Source organism: Pseudomonas sp. 22526, from assembly GCF_052044735.1.
GTDB lineage: Bacteria > Pseudomonadota > Gammaproteobacteria > Pseudomonadales > Pseudomonadaceae > Aquipseudomonas > Aquipseudomonas piscium.
In genome coordinates, this window is the sequence record NZ_JBQENK010000025.1 from 21,339 (window position 1) to 37,926 (window position 16,588).

The window sequence follows — 16,588 nt, forward strand, 5'->3', positions numbered from 1 at the left end:
GTCCTGTCTGATCAACTTCAGTAAATCGGCATGCAAGAATATCGCTCTATCCACCAGGTCATTTCAGACAAGGACAACCCCATGACAGACCTCAAGCCCTCGCAACCGGGGGCTGTCGACGCTATTGCCCACAACCGGGCCTCTTTGGCCTTGCGGCAAGAATTTGCCTTGTTGCAGCTACGTGTCTATCCCGAGCCGGATGCGCCTGAAGAAGCGCAGGTCGCACCGTTGCACGACCCTGTGTTCGACGCGTTCTCGTTCTATATCTGCGCGCACGACAGGGTGGTCAGTTATGCCGCTGTTGTCATGAAGACGATCGAGCATGGTGGCGACACCTTCGACATGGGTGGGCTCAGTTGCGTCATGACTGATCCCGATTCTCAGGGGCAAGGCCTGGGGCTGAGGACCGTTGCCGCGGCCACTCGCTGCATGGAGCACAGCCATCTCGATATTGGCGTCTTTACCTGCGATCCGCCGTTGGCGCGTTTCTATGCCCGGGCGGGCGGGTGGCAGGTGGCGCCGGATGTGGTTCTGATCGGCAATCGGCACGAGGGGGCGTTGCGCAGCGATACGCTGGGTAAGGTTGTGCTGTTGCGGCTGTTTTCAGCGAAGGCTGTGGCGGCGGCTTCGGCATTGGCCAGTGGGGTGATTGATCTGGGCCTGCCAGACGGGCAGTTTCTATAGCGGCGATGGTGGTGGGCTGTGGGTCTTGTGTAGTCCATCCAGCTCACCGGCGACAGTGCCGACGCTATCGCGGGCAAGCCTCGCTCCTACAAGTCCTCATACGACATTCCTGATCAACACCGCTCATCCAGCCTTTTCCAGCTCGCTCTTCTGCGGGCTGTCTCACTGATTCCCCCGTCTTTCCTGCAAACCGCCATCGCGTATTCCTGAGTCGGGTGCGCAGGTGTTCCTGGGCATCACGGACAAGTCTCTGCCTCTCCCGAGTGAAGCTTTTGTGACAAAAGTTCGGTAGCACTTCGCCAGTCCCGTCATGGATATGTGACGCGCTTGAGGGGGCCTTCTGGCCACTTTTCTGAGCCGAGGCGGGACGCCGGGAGTGAGGTTATGGGGACTATGGAACGCTACGCGAAAGTGGGCATGCAGGAGCTGGATCAGCGGCTGTCGAAGATAGTCGAAGCCGCGCGCAAGAAGCCGGTGTCGGTCTATCGCTACGGTGCGCCGTGGGTCTGGATCGTTTCCCAGGATGACTGGCAGGGCGCCTTGAAAGAGGTGTCGAGCTACATCCCGCCGGGCCATTCGCTGGTGTTGCTGCGTCCGCAGATCGACGCCTTGCTCGACCAGCACCGCGACATTCTCCAGGGCCTGGATGCCGAGCCCGGCATGCTCATCGCCCCACGCACGGTGATGCACATCCTGCTGTTGCAGCTGCTGTATTCGGTGCCCGGCGAGCAGCAGTTGTACGAGCAGCTCAATTACAACCTGCTGTTTCGCTGGTTCGTCGGCCTGGACCTGAACCAGAAGGTCTGGAGCCTCGGTGTGCTGAGCCGTGACATCGCCACGCTGTTGAACGACGCACGGGCGGTGCTGCTGATCCAGAAAATCATCGGTGAAGTGTTCTGTGGCGCCTTGCTGCAAATGCCCGAGTTCTCGCTGAACTTCGCGCTGCTGCACAGCTGGCTGGCCAAGCACGCCACGACATCGACCTTGAGCAATTGAACCGGCCAAACGCCGTACAGACGGCGACGGCGGTTTCGACGCGGTTCGACATTCTTGGAAATCTAGGGGGCGGTGTGGAGCATCTGTTCGATAGGGGGCGGCCGGGGCCGACCAGGCGCTGGCTGCCGGTGTGCGGCTGGCTGGCGCTGGTTGCGCTGAGCCAGCCGTTGTTGGCCGAGGAGGGCGGCCCGGTGGAAGGCGAACCGGCGCAAGGCAGCGCGGCGCAAGGCGAAGCCGCACCCGCGGCGCGGCTGGTGGATGTGAATGAGTACTTCGTGCGCGGCAACACCGTGCTCGATGCCCGGGCCATCGAAGAAGCGGTGTATCCCTTCCTCGGCCCGCAGAAAGCCCTGAGCGATATCGAGGGCGCCCGCGACGCCTTGCAGAAGGTCTACCAGGCCCGCGGTTACCAGTCGGTGTTCGTCGAGCTGCCGGAGCAGAAGGTCGAGGACGGCATCGTCTATCTGCAGGTCAGCGAGACCAAGGTCGGGCGGGTGCGGGTGGTGGGGGCCAAGCATTATTCGCCGGTGGAAATCCGCGACGAGGTGCCGGCGCTGCAGGAAGGCCAGGTGCCGGACTTCGCCAAGGTCCAGGGCCAGCTGGCGAGCCTGAACAAGACCCCCGGGCGCCAGGTCATGCCGCTGGTCCGCGAAGGCCAGCGCCCCGGCACCATGGACGTCGACCTGCAGGTGGAAGACCAGAACCCCTGGCAGGCCAGCATCGGCCTGAACAACGACTACAGCGCCGACACCAAGCACCTGCGGGCGGTCACCAGCCTGGGCTACAACAACCTCTGGCAGCTGGGCCACAGCATTTCCCTGACCTATTTCACCGCGCCCGAGGATCAGGACAACGCCAAGGTCTGGTCCGGTTCCTACACCGCGCCGCTCAATGAGCGCTGGAGCCTGCAGTTCGCCGGCTACAAGTCCGACAGCAACGTCGCCACCATCGGCGGCAGCAACGTGCTGGGCAAGGGCCATTCCTACGGCCTGTCGCTGATCTACAGCCTGCCGGCCAGCGGCAGTTGGGCCAATTCGTTCTCGGTCGGGGTGGATTTCAAGGACTTCGAGGAAGAGCTGAGCCTGGGCGGCGAAAGCGACAAGGTGCCGCTCAAGTACGCGCCGTTCACCTTCGCCTACAACGGCTTCCGTTACACCGAGACCTCCCAGTTGGGCCTCGGCCTGAGCCTGGTGGCCGGCACCCGCAGCCTGTTCGGCTACAGCAGTTCGGACGAAGACTTCGACTACAAGCGCTACCGCGCCAACCCCAGCTTCGCCGTGCTCAAGGGCGATGTGAATTACACCTACACCTTCGCCAACGACTGGCAGACCGCGACCAAGGCCGCGTTCCAGCTGGCCTCGGGGCCGCTGGTGTCCAACGAGCAGTTCTCCGCCGGCGGCGCCACCTCGGTGCGCGGCTACCTGGCGGCCGAGCGCACCTCCGATGACGGCTACCTGTTTTCCCAGGAACTGCGCACGCCGTCCCTGGCCAAGTACCTGGGCGGTTATGTCAACGAATGGCGCTTTTACGCCTTCGCCGAAGGGGCCCAGATGTACCTGCGCGACGAGCTTCCCGACCAGGAGGCCGACTACAGCCTGGCCAGCGTCGGCCTGGGCACCCGCGCCAGTTTGAGCAAATGGCTTTCCGGCAGCCTGGATTGGGGTTACCCGCTGCTTGATGGACCGAACACCCAGAAACAGGACTCGCGCGTGCACTTCAGTGTGCAGGCGACGTTTTGATCTTTCACGGAGTAACTTTCATGCAGCGCTTACTGATTTCCCTGTTGATCTGCCTGGGCTTCGTGCTCCCGGCGACCGCCCAGGCGTGGTGGCAGGACGACTGGCACTACCGCAAGCAGATCTCCATCGACACCACGCCGCAAGGCGCGGCCATCAACCAGGCCCTGGGCCGCACCGCGCTGCTGGTGCGCCTGCACACCGGCAACTTCAGTTTCGACGGGGTCAAGGAAGACGGCTCCGACCTGCGTTTCGTCAGCGCCGATGACAAGACGGTGTTCAACCACCAGATCGAAAGCTTCGACCCGCTGATGGGCATGGCCCTGGTCTGGGTCGATGTGCCGAATGTGGAGGGCGGCCAGCGCCAGGACATCTGGATGTACTACGGCAACCAGAAGGCCCCGGCCAGCGCCAACGGCCAGCTGACCTTCGACCCGAACTACATCGCTCTCTATCACTTCGACGGCGCCAACGGCACCCCGGCCAAGGACACCACGGCCTACGGCAACCACGCGCAGAACGCCACCGGCGCGAGTATCGACGGGGTCATCGGCCGGGCCTTGCAGTTCAATGGCCAGCCGCTGTTGTTGCCGGCCAGCCCGTCGCTGCAACACAGCGCCGATGGCGCCTTTACCTTCAGCGCCTGGCTGCGCCTGGACCAGGCCAGTGGCGAACAGTTGTTGCTGGCCCGGCGTGAAGGGACCAGCAGCCTGCTGATCGGGGTCAACCAGGGTGTGCCTTTTGTCGAGGTCGACGGCCAGCGCGCAGTGTCGACCCAGCCACTCAACCCCGGGCAGTGGCAGCACCTGGCCCTGACCGCCCAGGGCAGCCAACTGGCGCTGTTGGTCAATGGCCGCGAAAGCGCCAGCCTGGCGGTGGCGTTGCCGGCGTTCAATTCGCCGCTGGCCATCGGTGCCGACCTGCCGCCGGCTGCAGGCGCCGAGGCCAGTGTGTTCCTGCCGTTCAACGGCGCCATCGACGAGCTGCGCCTGTCCAAGGTGGCCCGTCCCGCCGGCCTGCTGCTGGCCGATGCCGCGGCCCAGGGCGCCGAGTCGAAGCTGGTGGTGTACGGCGTCGACGAAGAACAGTCGGGCTTCGGTTTCGGCAGCCTGGGCTTCTTGCTCAAGGCCGTACCGGTGGACGCCTGGGTGATCATCGCGGTGCTGGTGCTGATGATGTTCCAGTCGTGGATCATCATGATCCGCAAGAACCGCATGGTCGGCCGCGTCAGCAGTGCCAACCAGCTGTTCCGCGAGCAGTTCGCCCGGGTCGGCACCCGCCTGGAGATGTTCGCCGACGACCGCGAACTGGCCCAGCGCCTGGAGTATTCCTCGCTGTGGCGCCTGTACCAGGTAGCGGTCCAGGAGATCCGTACCCGTCGCGAGCAGGGCGCCGACACCTCGTCGGTCTCGGCGGCGACCATCGAAGCCATCCGCTGCTCCATGGACGGCGTGCGCACCCGCGAGAACCAGCAGCTCAGTTCCAAGCTCTCGACCCTGTCCAACGCCATCGCCGGCGGGCCCTACATCGGCCTGCTGGGCACGGTGCTGGGGATCATGGTGGTGTTCCTCGGCACGGCCATGGCCGGCGACGTGAACATCAACGCCATCGCCCCGGGCATGGCCGCAGCCTTGCTGGCCACCGCCATGGGCCTGTTCGTCGCGATCCCGGCGCTGTTCGGCTACAACCGGCTGATTACCCGCAACAAGGAAGTCAGCGCCGACATGCGGGTATTCGTCGACGAGTTCATCACTCGCCTGGCCGAGCTGCATGGCGCCAGCCAGTCCAGTGAAGCCGCGCCTGCGCGCGTTCATAACGCCAGCGTACCGGCCTGAGGAGAAACGTCATGGCTTCTGTGAACGCCTCCCACGACGACGATGACGACGCGGCAGTGGACAGCATCAACATCACGCCCCTGGTGGACGTGCTGATGGTGGTGCTGGTGATGTTCATCCTCACCGCCACCGCCCAGGTCTCCGGGATCCAGATCAACCTGCCCAAGGCCAGCGCCTCGGTGTCGCTGTCGGAGGCCAAGACCAAGGCGATCTCGGTCAACGACGGCGGCCAGGTGTTCCTCGACGCCTACCCGGTGACCTTGCCGGAGCTGGAAGAACGCCTGCGCATGGAAAAGGCCCTGAACCCGGACTTCCCGGTGATAGTGCGCGGCGACGCCACGGTGCAGTACCAGAAGGTCATCGAGGTCCTGGACCTGCTGCGCCGCCTGGAGCTGTCCCAGGTCGGGCTGGTCACCGGCAAACCGAGCCAGGGCTGACCCCATGACTGCACAACAACCGATCCACCTGCCGCCAGTGAAAAACCGCACAGCGCCGCGCCTGCTCAGGTGGGGCGTGGGCCTGCTGCTGGGGGCTGGCGCCGCCTGGCTGCTCTGGCAGTGGGCCAACGACATGAGCGGGGTGCGCCGCGAAGCGCCCAAGGTGCCGACCATCATCCCGTTGCCGCCACCACCGCCACCGCCGCCGGAAAAACCCAAGGAGCCGGAGCCTCAGGTCGAGGAGAAGGTGCCCGAACCGGAACCGACCCCGGAGCCGGAACAGGTCAAGCCCGAGGAAGAGGCGCCGCCGTCGCCGGTGGACGATCTGGCCAATCCTATGCAGATGGATGGCGATGCCCAGGCCGGCAGCGACGCCTTCAACATCGGCGCCGGCAAGGGCGGCGGCATGGCCGGCTCCGGCGGTGGGCGCCTGGGCAACGGTACCTACAGCCAGTTTTTGGCCTTCACCTTCCAGCGCGTGCTGCGGGAAAACCCGGACCTGCGCAACCAGGCCTTTTCGCTGCAAACCGACGTCTGGCTGAGCGCCGTCGGCGAGATCACCCGGGTCGAGCTGGTCAAGTCCAGCGGCAACCCGGAAATCGACACCCAGGTGCTGGCCGCCTTGCGCGGCGCGCCGCATTTGACGGAACGGCCGCCGGCCTCCCTGACCCTGCCTGTACGCCTGTCCCTGCAGGGGCGGCGTCCGGGTTAACCGAACGACTGATGCAAGTTTTGCCAAAAGGAGCTGTGTGCAAATGATTTCCAACGTGAATCGATTGTCCCTGGCGATCGGCATGGTCATCGCGACCCTGGTGGGACCGGTAGCGGCCGCGCCCGCTGCGCCCTCGGAAAACGCCACGATCAATCTGATCCGTTTGCTGGTGCAGCAAGGCGTGCTGAAACAGGAGCAGGCCGACGGCCTGATCGCCCAGGCCGAGCGCGAAGCGCAGCAGGCGCGCCAGGCCAACACCGCGGTGGCGGCGGGGCCGGCGGCGACCCCGGGGGATGTGCGGGTGCAATACGTGCCGGCCATCGTCCGCGACCAGATCCGCGACCAGGTCAAGGCCGAGGTCATGGCCACCGCCAAGCAGGAAAACTGGGCCCAGCCCAACACCTTCCCGGACTGGGTATCGCGCATCAGCTTCGACGGCGACATTCGCCTGCGCGACGAGTCGCGCTACTACTCGGGCAGCAACAGCAACGAGATCGTCGACTTCGCCAAGCTCAACGACAAGGGCCCGTACGACGTCAACCCCAACAGCAGCACCAACCTGCCGCCCTTGCTCAACACCCGCGAGGACCGCGAGAACCTGTTCCGCCTGCGCGCCCGGCTGGGCATGAAGGCGCAGGTCGCCGAGAACTGGACCGCCGGCATCCGCATCGGCACCGGCTCGGACAACAACCCGGTGTCCACCACCCAGACCCTGGGCGGCGGGTTCGGCAAGAAGGACATCTGGCTCGACCAGGGCTACCTGACCTGGAAGGCCACCGACGACCTGACCCTGACCGGCGGGCGGATCGCCAACCCGTTCTTCTCCACCGACATGCTGTATTCCACAGACCTGAATTTCGACGGCGTGGCGGCGATCTTCAACCACAAGCTCAATCGTGACTGGGGCCTGTTCGGTACGGTCGGCGCGTTCCCGGTGGAGTACACCAACGACACCTCCACCAGCAACGGCTTCGACAAGGAAGAGAGCGACAACAAGTGGCTGTACGGCGCGCAGATCGGCGCCAACTGGGCGATCAACAGCAACCACCGGCTCAAGGGCGCGCTGGCCTACTACCGCTTCGACGACATCGAAGGCCAGCGCTCCAGTGCCTGCGAGCCCTGGGCCGGGGCGCCGGGCTGCGACACCGACGGCAGCCGCGTGGCCTTCATGCAGAAGGGCAACAGCGTGTTCCTGCTGCGCGACATCACGCCCAACCCGCTCAACCCGGCCGCCACCCCGCAGCCGCAGTTCGTCGGCCTGGCCTCGGAGTTCAACCTGCTGGACCTGAACCTGGTGTGGGACGCCGACCTGCCGGAGAACTTCAAGCTGCGCAGCCAGGCCAACTACATCCACAACCTGGGCTACGACGAAGGCGAGATGCGCAAGCGCTCCGAGGGCCAGATCGTCAACAACCTGGACAGCAACGGCGAGCTGGAAAGCGGCGCCAACGCCTGGATGGTGCAGTTCACCCTGGGCAACAGCCTGGAGCTGGCCAAGCAGGGCGACTGGAACCTGTTCGCCGGCTACAAGTACATCCAGCCCGATGCGCTGCCTGACGGCTTCAACGATTCCTCCTTCCACCTCGGCGGCACCAACGCCAAGGGTTATTTCCTCGGCGGCAACTACGGCCTGGCCAAGAACGTCTTCGCCACCGGCCGCTGGCTGAGCTCCGAGGCGGTGTACGGCGCGCCGTTCGACATCGATGTCTTGCAGCTTGAAATCAACACGCGCTTCTAGGGCGCAAGGGGCATTGTCATGACCAGTCTTGCTATGAAAAGCACGGCGATGAACACGCGAGCCAGGGCAGGGCGCTGCCTGTTGCTGACCCTTGGGGTGCTGGTGGCCAGCGGGGCCAGCGCCGAAGGCATGGAGGAGCGCCTGCGCACTCAGTTGCGCAGCACCACCCAGCAGTTGCAGGCCCTGCAGAGCGAACAGGCCCAGGCCAGTGCCGCCCGCGTCGCCGCCGAAAACCAGGCCAAGCAGGCGCAGGCGCAGATCAAGCAACTGACCGCCGACCTGGCCAAGGCCCGTGGCGTCGCCGAGCAACTGGCCGGCCAGCAGCAGAACCTGCACAGCCAGGCCCAGGCGCAGATGGCCGCCAGCAGCGAGCAGATCGGCAAGTTCAAGAAGGCCTATGACGAGTTGCTGGTCATGGCCCGGGCCAAAGAGGCCGAACGGGCCCGGCTCCAGGCGCAATTGAGCGAACGTGACACACAAGTGCAGCAATGTTCGGTCAAGAATCAGCAGATGTATGGCGTGGCCAAACAGATCCTCGCGGCCTACGAAAAGATCGATGTGGCTGAGGTGATGAAGATCCGCCAGCCCTTCGCCGGCGGCGCCCGGGTCAAGTTCGAAGAACTGGCCCAAGGCTTTGGCGACGACCTGTACAAGACCCAGTTCGATGCCCCCCAGGCAGCGAGCACCCACTGAATATCAAGGACGGATCGAGCATGACTGAACAAACCCAACTGATCGCCAGCGTCACCCCGCAGAGCCTCACCGAACTGCTGCAAGGCGCCGGCTACCGGGTCAACCAGACCGACCAGAACGGCATCGTGCAACTGCTCAGCGCCAGCCAGGGCATCGGCTATGCCGTGCGCTTCGGCAACGCGGTGGGTGCTGGACAGGGTAGCTATGTGGACTTCACCTTCAGCTGCGCGCTGCGGGTCCAGGGCGAGTTGCCAGCGGGCCTGGCCGAGCTGTGGAACGCTTCGCGACGCTTTGCCCGGCTGTCGGTGCAGGGCGAGTTCCTGGTGATGGAAATGGACGTGGTGGTGGCCGGGGTCAGCCACGATCACCTGCGCAGTCAGCTGGAACTCTGGGACCGGCTGTTGCAGGAATTCATCGTCTACCTGCGCGACTACAGCCAGCACGCCGCGCGCCTGCAGGCCCAGGCCGATGCGCCTGAAGCAACGCCCGAGGCAACGCCCGAGGCCGCTGTCGAGGTGCCTGCGCAGTGAAGAAGCCAAGCCTGGTGGTCGGTGTCGGGGCCCTGGCCCTGGTGGCGCTGGCGGTGTGGCTGGGCGTGCGCCCGGGCAGCGACCCGGTGGCGGCGCAACAGCCCAGGGTGATGGCCGCCAGCCCGGTCGACGACGGCCCGGCGGTGGCGCGCCTGGGTAACCAGCGGGTGGCGCCGGAAGAACTCAAGGCGCTGTTCGCGGCATTGCCCGAGCCGTCCCGCGAACAGCTGCGGGGCAATCGCCCGGCCCTGGAAAACTGGATTCGCACCCGCCTGGCGGAAAAGGCCGTGCTCGAACAGGCCGATGCCCAGGGCTGGCGCCAGCGTCCGGATGTGGCCTTGCAGACCCGGGTGGCCACCGAGCAGATCGTCTTTCGCGACTACTTGCGTTCGGTCAGCCAGGTACCGGCCGGCTATCCCAGCGAGGCTGAATTGCAGCAGGCCTACGATGCGGGCAAGGCGCAGTGGCAGACCCCGGCCCTGTACCGGGTCAGCCAGATCTTCCTTGCGGTCGGCGATCCGCAAGCATTGGAGGCGACGCGCAAGCAGGCCCAGGAACTGAGCAAGAAGGCCCAGGCCGCCCCCGGCGAATTCGCCGCCCTGGCCAGCCAGTATTCCCAGGAGCCCGATAGCGCCCGGCGCGGCGGCGACTCGGGGTTGCAGCCGTTGCAGCAGTTGCTGCCCGAGGTCCGCGGTGCCGTGGCGCGCCTGAAGGTCGGCGCAGTGTCCGATGCGGTGCAGAGCGCGGCGGGTTTTCATGTGCTCAAGCTGACCGAGCAGCAACCGGCCCGCACCGCGACCCTGGACGAGTTGCGCGAGCGCCTGACCCAGGCCCTGCGGGTCCAGCGCCAGGAACAGATCGCCAAGGCCTACCTGGAAGGCATGCTCGACACTGCGACCCTGAGTATCGACGGTGCGCAGTTGAACAAGGTGCTGGAGGAGAAGCTTTAGGGGGGCGGCGTGGCTGATACCGCTATCGNCGATAGACGGCAAAGCCGTCGCTGCCCGTACAACGTGCAATGGATGCCATCACCCACACGACAGGGAGTCACCCATGTCCTTTCTGGAACCCGTCCCGATCTCGGGCATCACACCCTACATCGCCCAGGCCGAGCCTCGGGAAGCCTGGCTGGCCCTGGCCGCCGGGATCGAGCCGGAGCTGGCCCAGTATTTCCTGGTCACCGCCCGTTGCGGCTGTTTCATGCAGGCGGCGCGCAGCCTGAACATCAAGTCGACGCTGCTGCGCAAACAGCTGGCGCACCTGGAGGAACAACTGCGCCGTTCCTTGTTCAGCTTCCAGGGCAGCGCCCTGAGCCTCAGCCGCGAAGGCCAGCAGCTCAAGGCGCAGTTGATCGCCCTGGCCCACGAACGCACGCTGCCGGTGCTCGAACAGCCGCTGCTGCGCCTGGCGGTGGCCGAGTCGATCCTGCATGACATCCTCGGCCGCGACCTGATTTCCCTGCTGCGACGCAACGCCAGCGTGCGCCTGGAGATCATCTCCATCGACAGCGAGCTGTCGCTGCGGGCCCTGAGCGCCGACGTGGTGGTGTGGCTGGGCGGGGTGGATTCACCCAAGCCGGGGCCAAGCTTCGTTACCAGCCCGCCGCAGCCGCTGGTGCGCCTGGACTACCTGCCGCATATCGCCAAGCGTTACTCGCGGGTCGCGGCGCGCCCCGACAGCCTGGACGACCTGGCCGACTACATGCTGGTGCAGTGGCAGCAGGACCGTCAGGTCGAGCCGTTGCGGCCGTGGAACCAGCTGGTGGAGCAGCGCCTGGCGGGGGTGGTGCAGGTGCATTCCTACGAGCTGATGCTGGAGATGATCCGCTGCAGCGCCTGCATCGGCCTGCTGCCCCACTACATGAGCCGCTTCGACCGCGGCCTGACGGCCTTGCCCGGGCTGTTCGACGAGGCCATGCCGCGCCAGGTGTGGATGGCGGTGAATGCCGAAGTGGAGCACGACGCCGAAGTGCGGATGCTGGTGGAACTGATCCTGCACACCTTCAATGAACGTAGCGAATGGTTTGAATAGCCCCGGGCGCGCGCTTCTGCTTCGCTGCTTCTGTAGGAGCGAAGCTTGCTCGCGAAACAATCTCAAGAACGATGCAAGACCCACTGGCCTCATCGCCAGCAAGCTAGCTCCTACAGGAGGGCGGTTGTACCGGAGCGCGCGCCCGCAACACGCTCCCTCTCGCCACCCGCGTCACTGGCGTTCTACACTCGACAGCCCTATCGCATAAACCAAAGAAGACTTATGCCCGGCGAGATCCCCACCATCGTCATCGAACGTTTCAGCGAAGCCCATGTGCCGGGCATCACCGCGCTGTACAACGACCCCGCGATCGCCCGGCAGGTGCTGCAGATGCCGTTTCAGTCCGTCGAGGTCTGGCGCAATCGCCTGGCGCCGGACAACGAACGGCGGGTGGCCCTGTTGGCGCTGCACCAGGGCACGGTGATCGGCAGTTGCAGCATCGAGCAGTACTCGCGCATCCGCCGCGCTCACTGCGGCGGCGTCGGCATGGGCGTGGCGGTGGGGTGGCAGGGCCAGGGCGTCGGCAGCCGGCTGTTGGCGGCGGTGCTGGACGTGGCGGACAACTGGATGAACCTGCATCGGATAGAGCTGACAGTGTTCGCCGACAACGAAGCCGCCCTGGGCCTGTACCGCAAGTTCGGTTTCGAGCGCGAAGGCCTGCTGCGCGACTACGCGGTGCGCGACGGCCAGTACGTCGACGTCCTGAGCATGGCGCGCCTGCGCCGCACGCCACAGGCCTGACCCCACCTATTTAACTGCCCTTGTAGCCGCTGCCGAGCGCCAGCGAGGCTGCGATAGGTCCGAAGGACCTCAATATGGGATCCGGAGGACCTCTGGCATCCGTAAGATCGCCGCGCCCGTTCCGGGCGATCGCAGCCTCGCTGGCGCTCGGCAGCGGCTACAGGTTTGCGGCGGTCAATGATCCACGATCTGGCGTTACGCCCCTCTATCCAAGGCAAACGCCACCGCCGCCCGCGCATGCAGCTCGGTGGTGTCCAGCAGCGGCAGGGGGCTGTGTTCCGGTTTGATCAGCAGACCTATCTCGGTGCAGCCGAGGATGATGGCCTGGGCGCCGCGGTCCATCAGGGCCTGGATCACCTGCTGGTAGCGCTGGCGCGAGCTGTCGCTGATGACGCCCACGCACAACTCGTCGTAGATGATCCGGTGCACGGCCTGGCGGTCCACGGCGTCTGGCACCAGCACCTTGAGGCCGCGATCGGCCAGGCGTTGCTTGAGAAAATCCTGTTCCATGGTGAAGGCCGTGCCCAGCAGGCCGACGCTGAGGGTGCCGGCGTCGAGCGCAGCTTCGGCGGTCGGGTCGGCGATGTGCAGGAAGGGCACCGACAGCACGGCCTGAATCTCGTCGGCGACCTTGTGCATGGTGTTGGTACAGAGCACCACGCACTCGGCGCCACCGGCCTGCAGGCGGCGCGCCGCATCCACCAGGATCTGCGCCGCGAGGTCCCAGCGCCCGGCGTGCTGGGCCTGTTCGACAGGCCCGAAGTCGAGGCTGTACATTAGCAACCGCGCCGAGCGCAGCGGCCCGAGACGGTCCCGTACCTGCTGGTTGATGAGGCGATAGTACTCGGCGCTGGACTCCCAGCTCATGCCGCCGATAAGGCCGATGGTGCGCATACACAACTCCTGTTGCTGACTAACCTGAATGCCGAGAGTGTCCCGTGACACAGCCCCGCGATCTATCAAGAAATTTCATATGTCCGGCGCACTGAGCAGCAAGATTCTGGGTCGTGAACTGCTGGGCGGTACGCTCGACCTGCAATTGCTGCCGCGCGCGGCCTACAGTGCGCGCGATCCGCTGCAGTGGCAAAGCCTCGGCGTAAGCCTGGAACGCCAGCAGGGCGTGCATGCCATCGGCAGCGACCGGCGCGAGGATTTCGACAGCTGGCCGGGGACCCTGGCCTTGACCCCGGCCGGGGTCGAGGTGTTTTCCGAGTCGCACCATGGCGGTGAATACCTGCTGCTGCGCTGGCTGGCCGAGCCACGGAATCTGGGCATTGCCAGCGGTTCGCGGCGTCTGCAGCTGCCCGGACATGCCCGGGCCCTGACGCTGGGACGGCAGGCGCGGCGGCTGTTGCTGGACCCCAATCAGGATCAACTGGCTCTGGAACAATGCGCCTTGCAGTTCGCCAGCCTGGCTGCCGTCGATAAACCAGCGGCCAAGGCCGCCAGGCGCACCGAGTTCAGCCGGGTGCTGACGCTGATCGAGCAGCAGTACGCCGAGCCCCTGTCGCTCACTGAACTGGCGGCCTGCACCGGGCGCAACGAACTGCGTTTCCTGCGCGACTTCACCCGTGCCATCGGCATGACGCCCCATGCCTGGCTGGTCGAGGTGCGGGTGCAGGCGGCGCGCCGGCTGATCGAACATAGTGACCTGCCGCTCGCCGCCATCGCCCTGGAAACCGGCTTCGCCCACCAGTCCCATATGGGCAGCGCCTTTCGCAAGATCCTCGGCCTGACTCCCAGCCAGTACCGCGCCCTCAGCGGCAGAAGGGGCTGAGGGCGAGCGCGCAGTCACCGTTCGGCAGCAGCGCAGCCCGCGTCCTGCTTTTAGTCATACGGCACGGGCGGCATCTGCCATGCTCAAGGTGTGCAAACGCGGTTCCTCGGAGGGCTATGAACGTGGACGACGTACGGCAACTGGGCGAGATGCTTCGGCGCTACGCAGAAAGCGAAGCCCACAAGAAACAGCTGTTCGAAAGCCAGTCGCTGGTCTGGACGAACCGTATCGGCGAGCTGTTCGACCTTATCCAGCAGTGGCTGGCACCGGTGCTGATGCCGGACCTGCTGGTCTTGAGTCGCGACCCCTACGTGGCCTTCAGCCCCAGCGTCCCGGTGAAAACCTCGACCTTCAAGACCGAGAAGCTGACCATCGTCATCGTCGGCAAACCGGTGGAGTTCGTGCCCGATGTGATGGGCGCCGCCGGGCAGATTTCCCTGGCAGTCATGGGCCTGACCGCCGCGCGGTATGGCAGCGTGTCCCTGGTGGGGCTGCCCGACGGCAGCTGGCAATGGCGCAAGGCCGATGGCCTGAAGGAGCCCGAGGTCTTTGCCTTCGATGACGACTTCCTGGCGTCGCAGCTGCAGGTGCTGATTCCCCGCGAGCGTGGATGAGCGCCATGCCGTCTGAGGGTTATCGGGCGTTGCGGTTGTGGCTCCAGCCCGTCAAGGGCATTCCTCAAATCTCCAGATTGCCCCAGCCGGGCCGGGCTTCGGTCGGTTCCGGCGCTACCGCGTCGATTTTCTTGCCGGTGGCCAGTTCCACCCGGCGCGCCACTTCCGGGTCGTCGGCGAAGGGGATCAGGCTGGCGTCGTCGAGGCTCTTGGCCGATTGATGGCGCAGGCAGTAGCCGATGCTGAGGTAGAGAAAGGTCACGCCGAGCAGGTCAAGTGCGAATTCGATCATCGGGGGCTCGCTGTGCTGCAGGAGGGGGATGAGCGACGCGGGCCGGGTTGTGGCCCGCGTCGTGCTCTTGGGCGATCAGGCGATCTGGGCGTCGCTGAGGGCGAGGCGCGGGTCGGCCACGCGCACGGTGCGCCAGGTGTTGTAGGCCATCAGCAGCATGCCGCTGAGGAAGAACACGCCCCCGGCGAAGCGCACGATAAAGCCCGGGTGGCTGGCCTGCAGGGCCTCGACGAAGGAGTAGGTGAGGGTGCCGTCGTCGTTGACCGCGCGCCACATCAGGCCCTGGGTGATGCCGTTGACCCACATCGAGGCGATGTAGAGCACGGTGCCGATGGTCGCCAGCCAGAAGTGCAGGTTGATCAGCGGGATGCTGTGCATCTGCTCACGACCGAAGACCTTGGGCACCATGTGGTAGATGGCGCCGAAGGTGATCATTGCCACCCAGCCCAGGGCGCCGGCGTGGACGTGGCCGATGGTCCAGTCGGTGTAGTGGGACAGGGCGTTGACCGTCTTGATCGCCATCATCGGCCCCTCGAAGGTCGACATGCCGTAGAAGGCCAGGGACAGCACCAGAAAGCGCAGGATCGGGTCGGTGCGCAATTTATGCCAGGCGCCCGAGAGGGTCATCATGCCGTTGATCATGCCGCCCCAGCTCGGTGCCAGGAGGATCAGCGACATGGCCATGCCGAGCGATTGCGCCCAGTCCGGCAGGGCGGTGTAGTGCAGGTGGTGCGGGCCGGCCCAGATGTACAGGGTGATCAGCGCCCAGAAGTGCACGATGGACAGGCGATAGGAGTACACCGGGCGCCCGACCTGCTTGGGCACGAAGTAATACATCATCCCCAGGAAACCGGTGGTGAGGAAGAAGCCCACGGCGTTGTGGCCGTACCACCACTGGACCATGGCGTCGGTGGCGCCGGAGTACACCGGGTAGGACTTGAACCAGTCCACCGGGATCGACAGGTGATTGACCACGTGCAGCATGGCGATCACCAGGATAAAGGCGCCGAAGAACCAGTTGCCGACGTAGATGTGCTTGGTCTTGCGCTGCACCACGGTGGTGAAGAACACGATGCCGTAGACCACCCAGACCACGGCCATCCACACCGCGCCGGAGAATTCGATTTCCGCGTATTCCTTGGTGGTGGTGTAGCCCAGCGGCAGGGTGACCAGCATGATCAGGATCACCGACTGCCAGCCCCAGAAGGTGAAGGCGGCGAGCTTGTCGGAATACAGCCGCACCTGGCAGGTGCGCTGTACCGCGTAGTAACTGGCGGCGAACTGGGCGCTGCCGGCGAAGCCGAAGATCACCAGGCTGGTGTGCAGCGGGCGCAGGCGGCCGAAGCTGGTCCAGGGCAGGTCGAGGTTCATTTCCGGCCATACCAGTTGGGAGGCGATCCACACCCCCATGGCCATGCCGATCACGCCCCAGGCCACGGTGGCGATGACGAATTGGCGCACCACCTTGTAGTTGTAGGCCGGTTCCATTGTTGCTGTGCTCATGGTCAATGCTTCCACGGTTGCAAAGGCTTGCCAGGCCACCCGGCCTGGCATGCCATGCACTGTAGAAAGCACCGGCGAAACAAAACAGGCTCAGAAAAAAACCATTAATACGGATCAGATTTGCCCGCCTGCCCGTGCCGGTCTGCGACCGGCTGATACGGTTTTTTAGTTTTTACCTGAATCTGTAACGCTCTGAGCCGTAAGGGCATAGTCACCGCCACACCAAAACCCCCGGATCACCCCTGGAATGCCCTAACCACCGTGGCCTG

The 16,588-nt window shown here is 65.2% G+C and carries 17 protein-coding genes; 14 read left to right on the forward strand and 3 right to left on the reverse strand.

Annotation, left to right across the window (positions count from 1 at the left end; translation table 11 throughout):
* Window positions 1–81 precede the first annotated feature (81 nt).
* The 12 genes from ACTJKT_RS27850 to ACTJKT_RS27905 all read left to right on the forward strand — a co-directional run bounded on the left by ACTJKT_RS27850 (window position 82) and on the right by ACTJKT_RS27905 (window position 12,133).
* Window positions 82–684 carry a GNAT family N-acetyltransferase gene (locus tag ACTJKT_RS27850; protein WP_440789487.1) on the forward strand — a complete coding sequence of 201 codons (603 nt, stop codon included), beginning with the start codon at window positions 82–84 and terminating at the stop codon, window positions 682–684.
* Between the two features lie 384 nt (window positions 685–1,068).
* On the forward strand, window positions 1,069–1,680 hold the full coding sequence (locus ACTJKT_RS27855) for a transposase (protein ID WP_169897782.1): 612 nt from the start codon (window positions 1,069–1,071) through the stop codon (window positions 1,678–1,680).
* A 74-nt stretch (window positions 1,681–1,754) separates the two neighbouring features.
* The gene (locus ACTJKT_RS27860; protein ID WP_440789489.1) at window positions 1,755–3,419 is read left to right on the forward strand and encodes a ShlB/FhaC/HecB family hemolysin secretion/activation protein; all 1,665 of its coding nucleotides are present in this window, start codon (window positions 1,755–1,757) and stop codon (window positions 3,417–3,419) included.
* A gap of 20 nt (window positions 3,420–3,439) precedes the next feature.
* Window positions 3,440–5,251 (forward strand): DUF2341 domain-containing protein, encoded by a 1,812-nt coding sequence (locus ACTJKT_RS27865; protein WP_440789491.1) that lies wholly within the window; start codon window positions 3,440–3,442, stop codon window positions 5,249–5,251.
* Between the two features lie 11 nt (window positions 5,252–5,262).
* A complete protein-coding gene (locus ACTJKT_RS27870; protein WP_009048781.1) occupies window positions 5,263–5,688 on the forward strand; it encodes an ExbD/TolR family protein in 426 nt (141 codons plus the stop codon).
* 4 nt (window positions 5,689–5,692) lie between these two features.
* On the forward strand, window positions 5,693–6,400 hold the full coding sequence (locus ACTJKT_RS27875; RefSeq protein ID WP_440789493.1) for an energy transducer TonB family protein: 708 nt from the start codon (window positions 5,693–5,695) through the stop codon (window positions 6,398–6,400).
* 43 nt (window positions 6,401–6,443) lie between these two features.
* On the forward strand, window positions 6,444–8,138 hold the full coding sequence (locus ACTJKT_RS27880; RefSeq protein ID WP_440789495.1) for a putative porin: 1,695 nt from the start codon (window positions 6,444–6,446) through the stop codon (window positions 8,136–8,138).
* Window positions 8,139–8,186: 48 nt separating this feature from the next.
* Window positions 8,187–8,831: a DNA repair protein gene (locus ACTJKT_RS27885; protein ID WP_097303297.1), complete on the forward strand. Its 645-nt coding sequence runs from the start codon at window positions 8,187–8,189 to the stop codon at window positions 8,829–8,831.
* A 20-nt stretch (window positions 8,832–8,851) separates the two neighbouring features.
* On the forward strand, window positions 8,852–9,361 hold the full coding sequence (locus tag ACTJKT_RS27890; protein WP_440789497.1) for a YbjN domain-containing protein: 510 nt from the start codon (window positions 8,852–8,854) through the stop codon (window positions 9,359–9,361).
* Window positions 9,358–10,311, forward strand: a complete 954-nt coding sequence (locus tag ACTJKT_RS27895) for a peptidylprolyl isomerase (protein ID WP_440789499.1) — start codon at window positions 9,358–9,360, stop codon at window positions 10,309–10,311. Before ACTJKT_RS27890 ends, ACTJKT_RS27895 begins: the two co-directional genes overlap by 4 nt.
* A 103-nt stretch (window positions 10,312–10,414) precedes the next feature.
* Window positions 10,415–11,392, forward strand: coding sequence for a LysR substrate-binding domain-containing protein (locus tag ACTJKT_RS27900; protein ID WP_440789501.1), 978 nt, complete (start codon window positions 10,415–10,417; stop codon window positions 11,390–11,392).
* Window positions 11,393–11,614: 222 nt separating this feature from the next.
* Window positions 11,615–12,133 carry a GNAT family N-acetyltransferase gene (locus ACTJKT_RS27905; protein ID WP_440789503.1) on the forward strand — a complete coding sequence of 173 codons (519 nt, stop codon included), beginning with the start codon at window positions 11,615–11,617 and terminating at the stop codon, window positions 12,131–12,133.
* A gap of 195 nt (window positions 12,134–12,328) precedes the next feature.
* On the opposite strand, the gene ACTJKT_RS27910 is transcribed toward ACTJKT_RS27905, so the two are convergent.
* Window positions 12,329–13,027, reverse strand: a complete 699-nt coding sequence (locus tag ACTJKT_RS27910) for an aspartate/glutamate racemase family protein (protein ID WP_440789505.1) — start codon at window positions 13,025–13,027, stop codon at window positions 12,329–12,331.
* A gap of 79 nt (window positions 13,028–13,106) precedes the next feature.
* Here ACTJKT_RS27910 and ACTJKT_RS27915 point away from each other — a divergent pair, with 79 nt between their 5' ends.
* The gene (locus tag ACTJKT_RS27915) at window positions 13,107–13,910 is read left to right on the forward strand and encodes a helix-turn-helix domain-containing protein (RefSeq protein WP_440789507.1); all 804 of its coding nucleotides are present in this window, start codon (window positions 13,107–13,109) and stop codon (window positions 13,908–13,910) included.
* A 122-nt stretch (window positions 13,911–14,032) separates the two neighbouring features.
* The gene (locus tag ACTJKT_RS27920; protein ID WP_440789593.1) at window positions 14,033–14,524 is read left to right on the forward strand and encodes a hypothetical protein; all 492 of its coding nucleotides are present in this window, start codon (window positions 14,033–14,035) and stop codon (window positions 14,522–14,524) included.
* A gap of 64 nt (window positions 14,525–14,588) precedes the next feature.
* Here the strand turns inward: ACTJKT_RS27920 and ACTJKT_RS27925 are convergent, their stop codons facing one another.
* Complete coding sequence (locus tag ACTJKT_RS27925) at window positions 14,589–14,816, reverse strand: cbb3-type cytochrome c oxidase subunit 3 (RefSeq protein ID WP_440789509.1); 228 nt, start codon at window positions 14,814–14,816, stop codon at window positions 14,589–14,591.
* Window positions 14,817–14,891: 75 nt separating this feature from the next.
* Window positions 14,892–16,319, reverse strand: a complete 1,428-nt coding sequence (gene ccoN / locus ACTJKT_RS27930; protein WP_053278937.1) for a cytochrome-c oxidase, cbb3-type subunit I — start codon at window positions 16,317–16,319, stop codon at window positions 14,892–14,894.
* Window positions 16,320–16,588 lie beyond the last annotated feature (269 nt).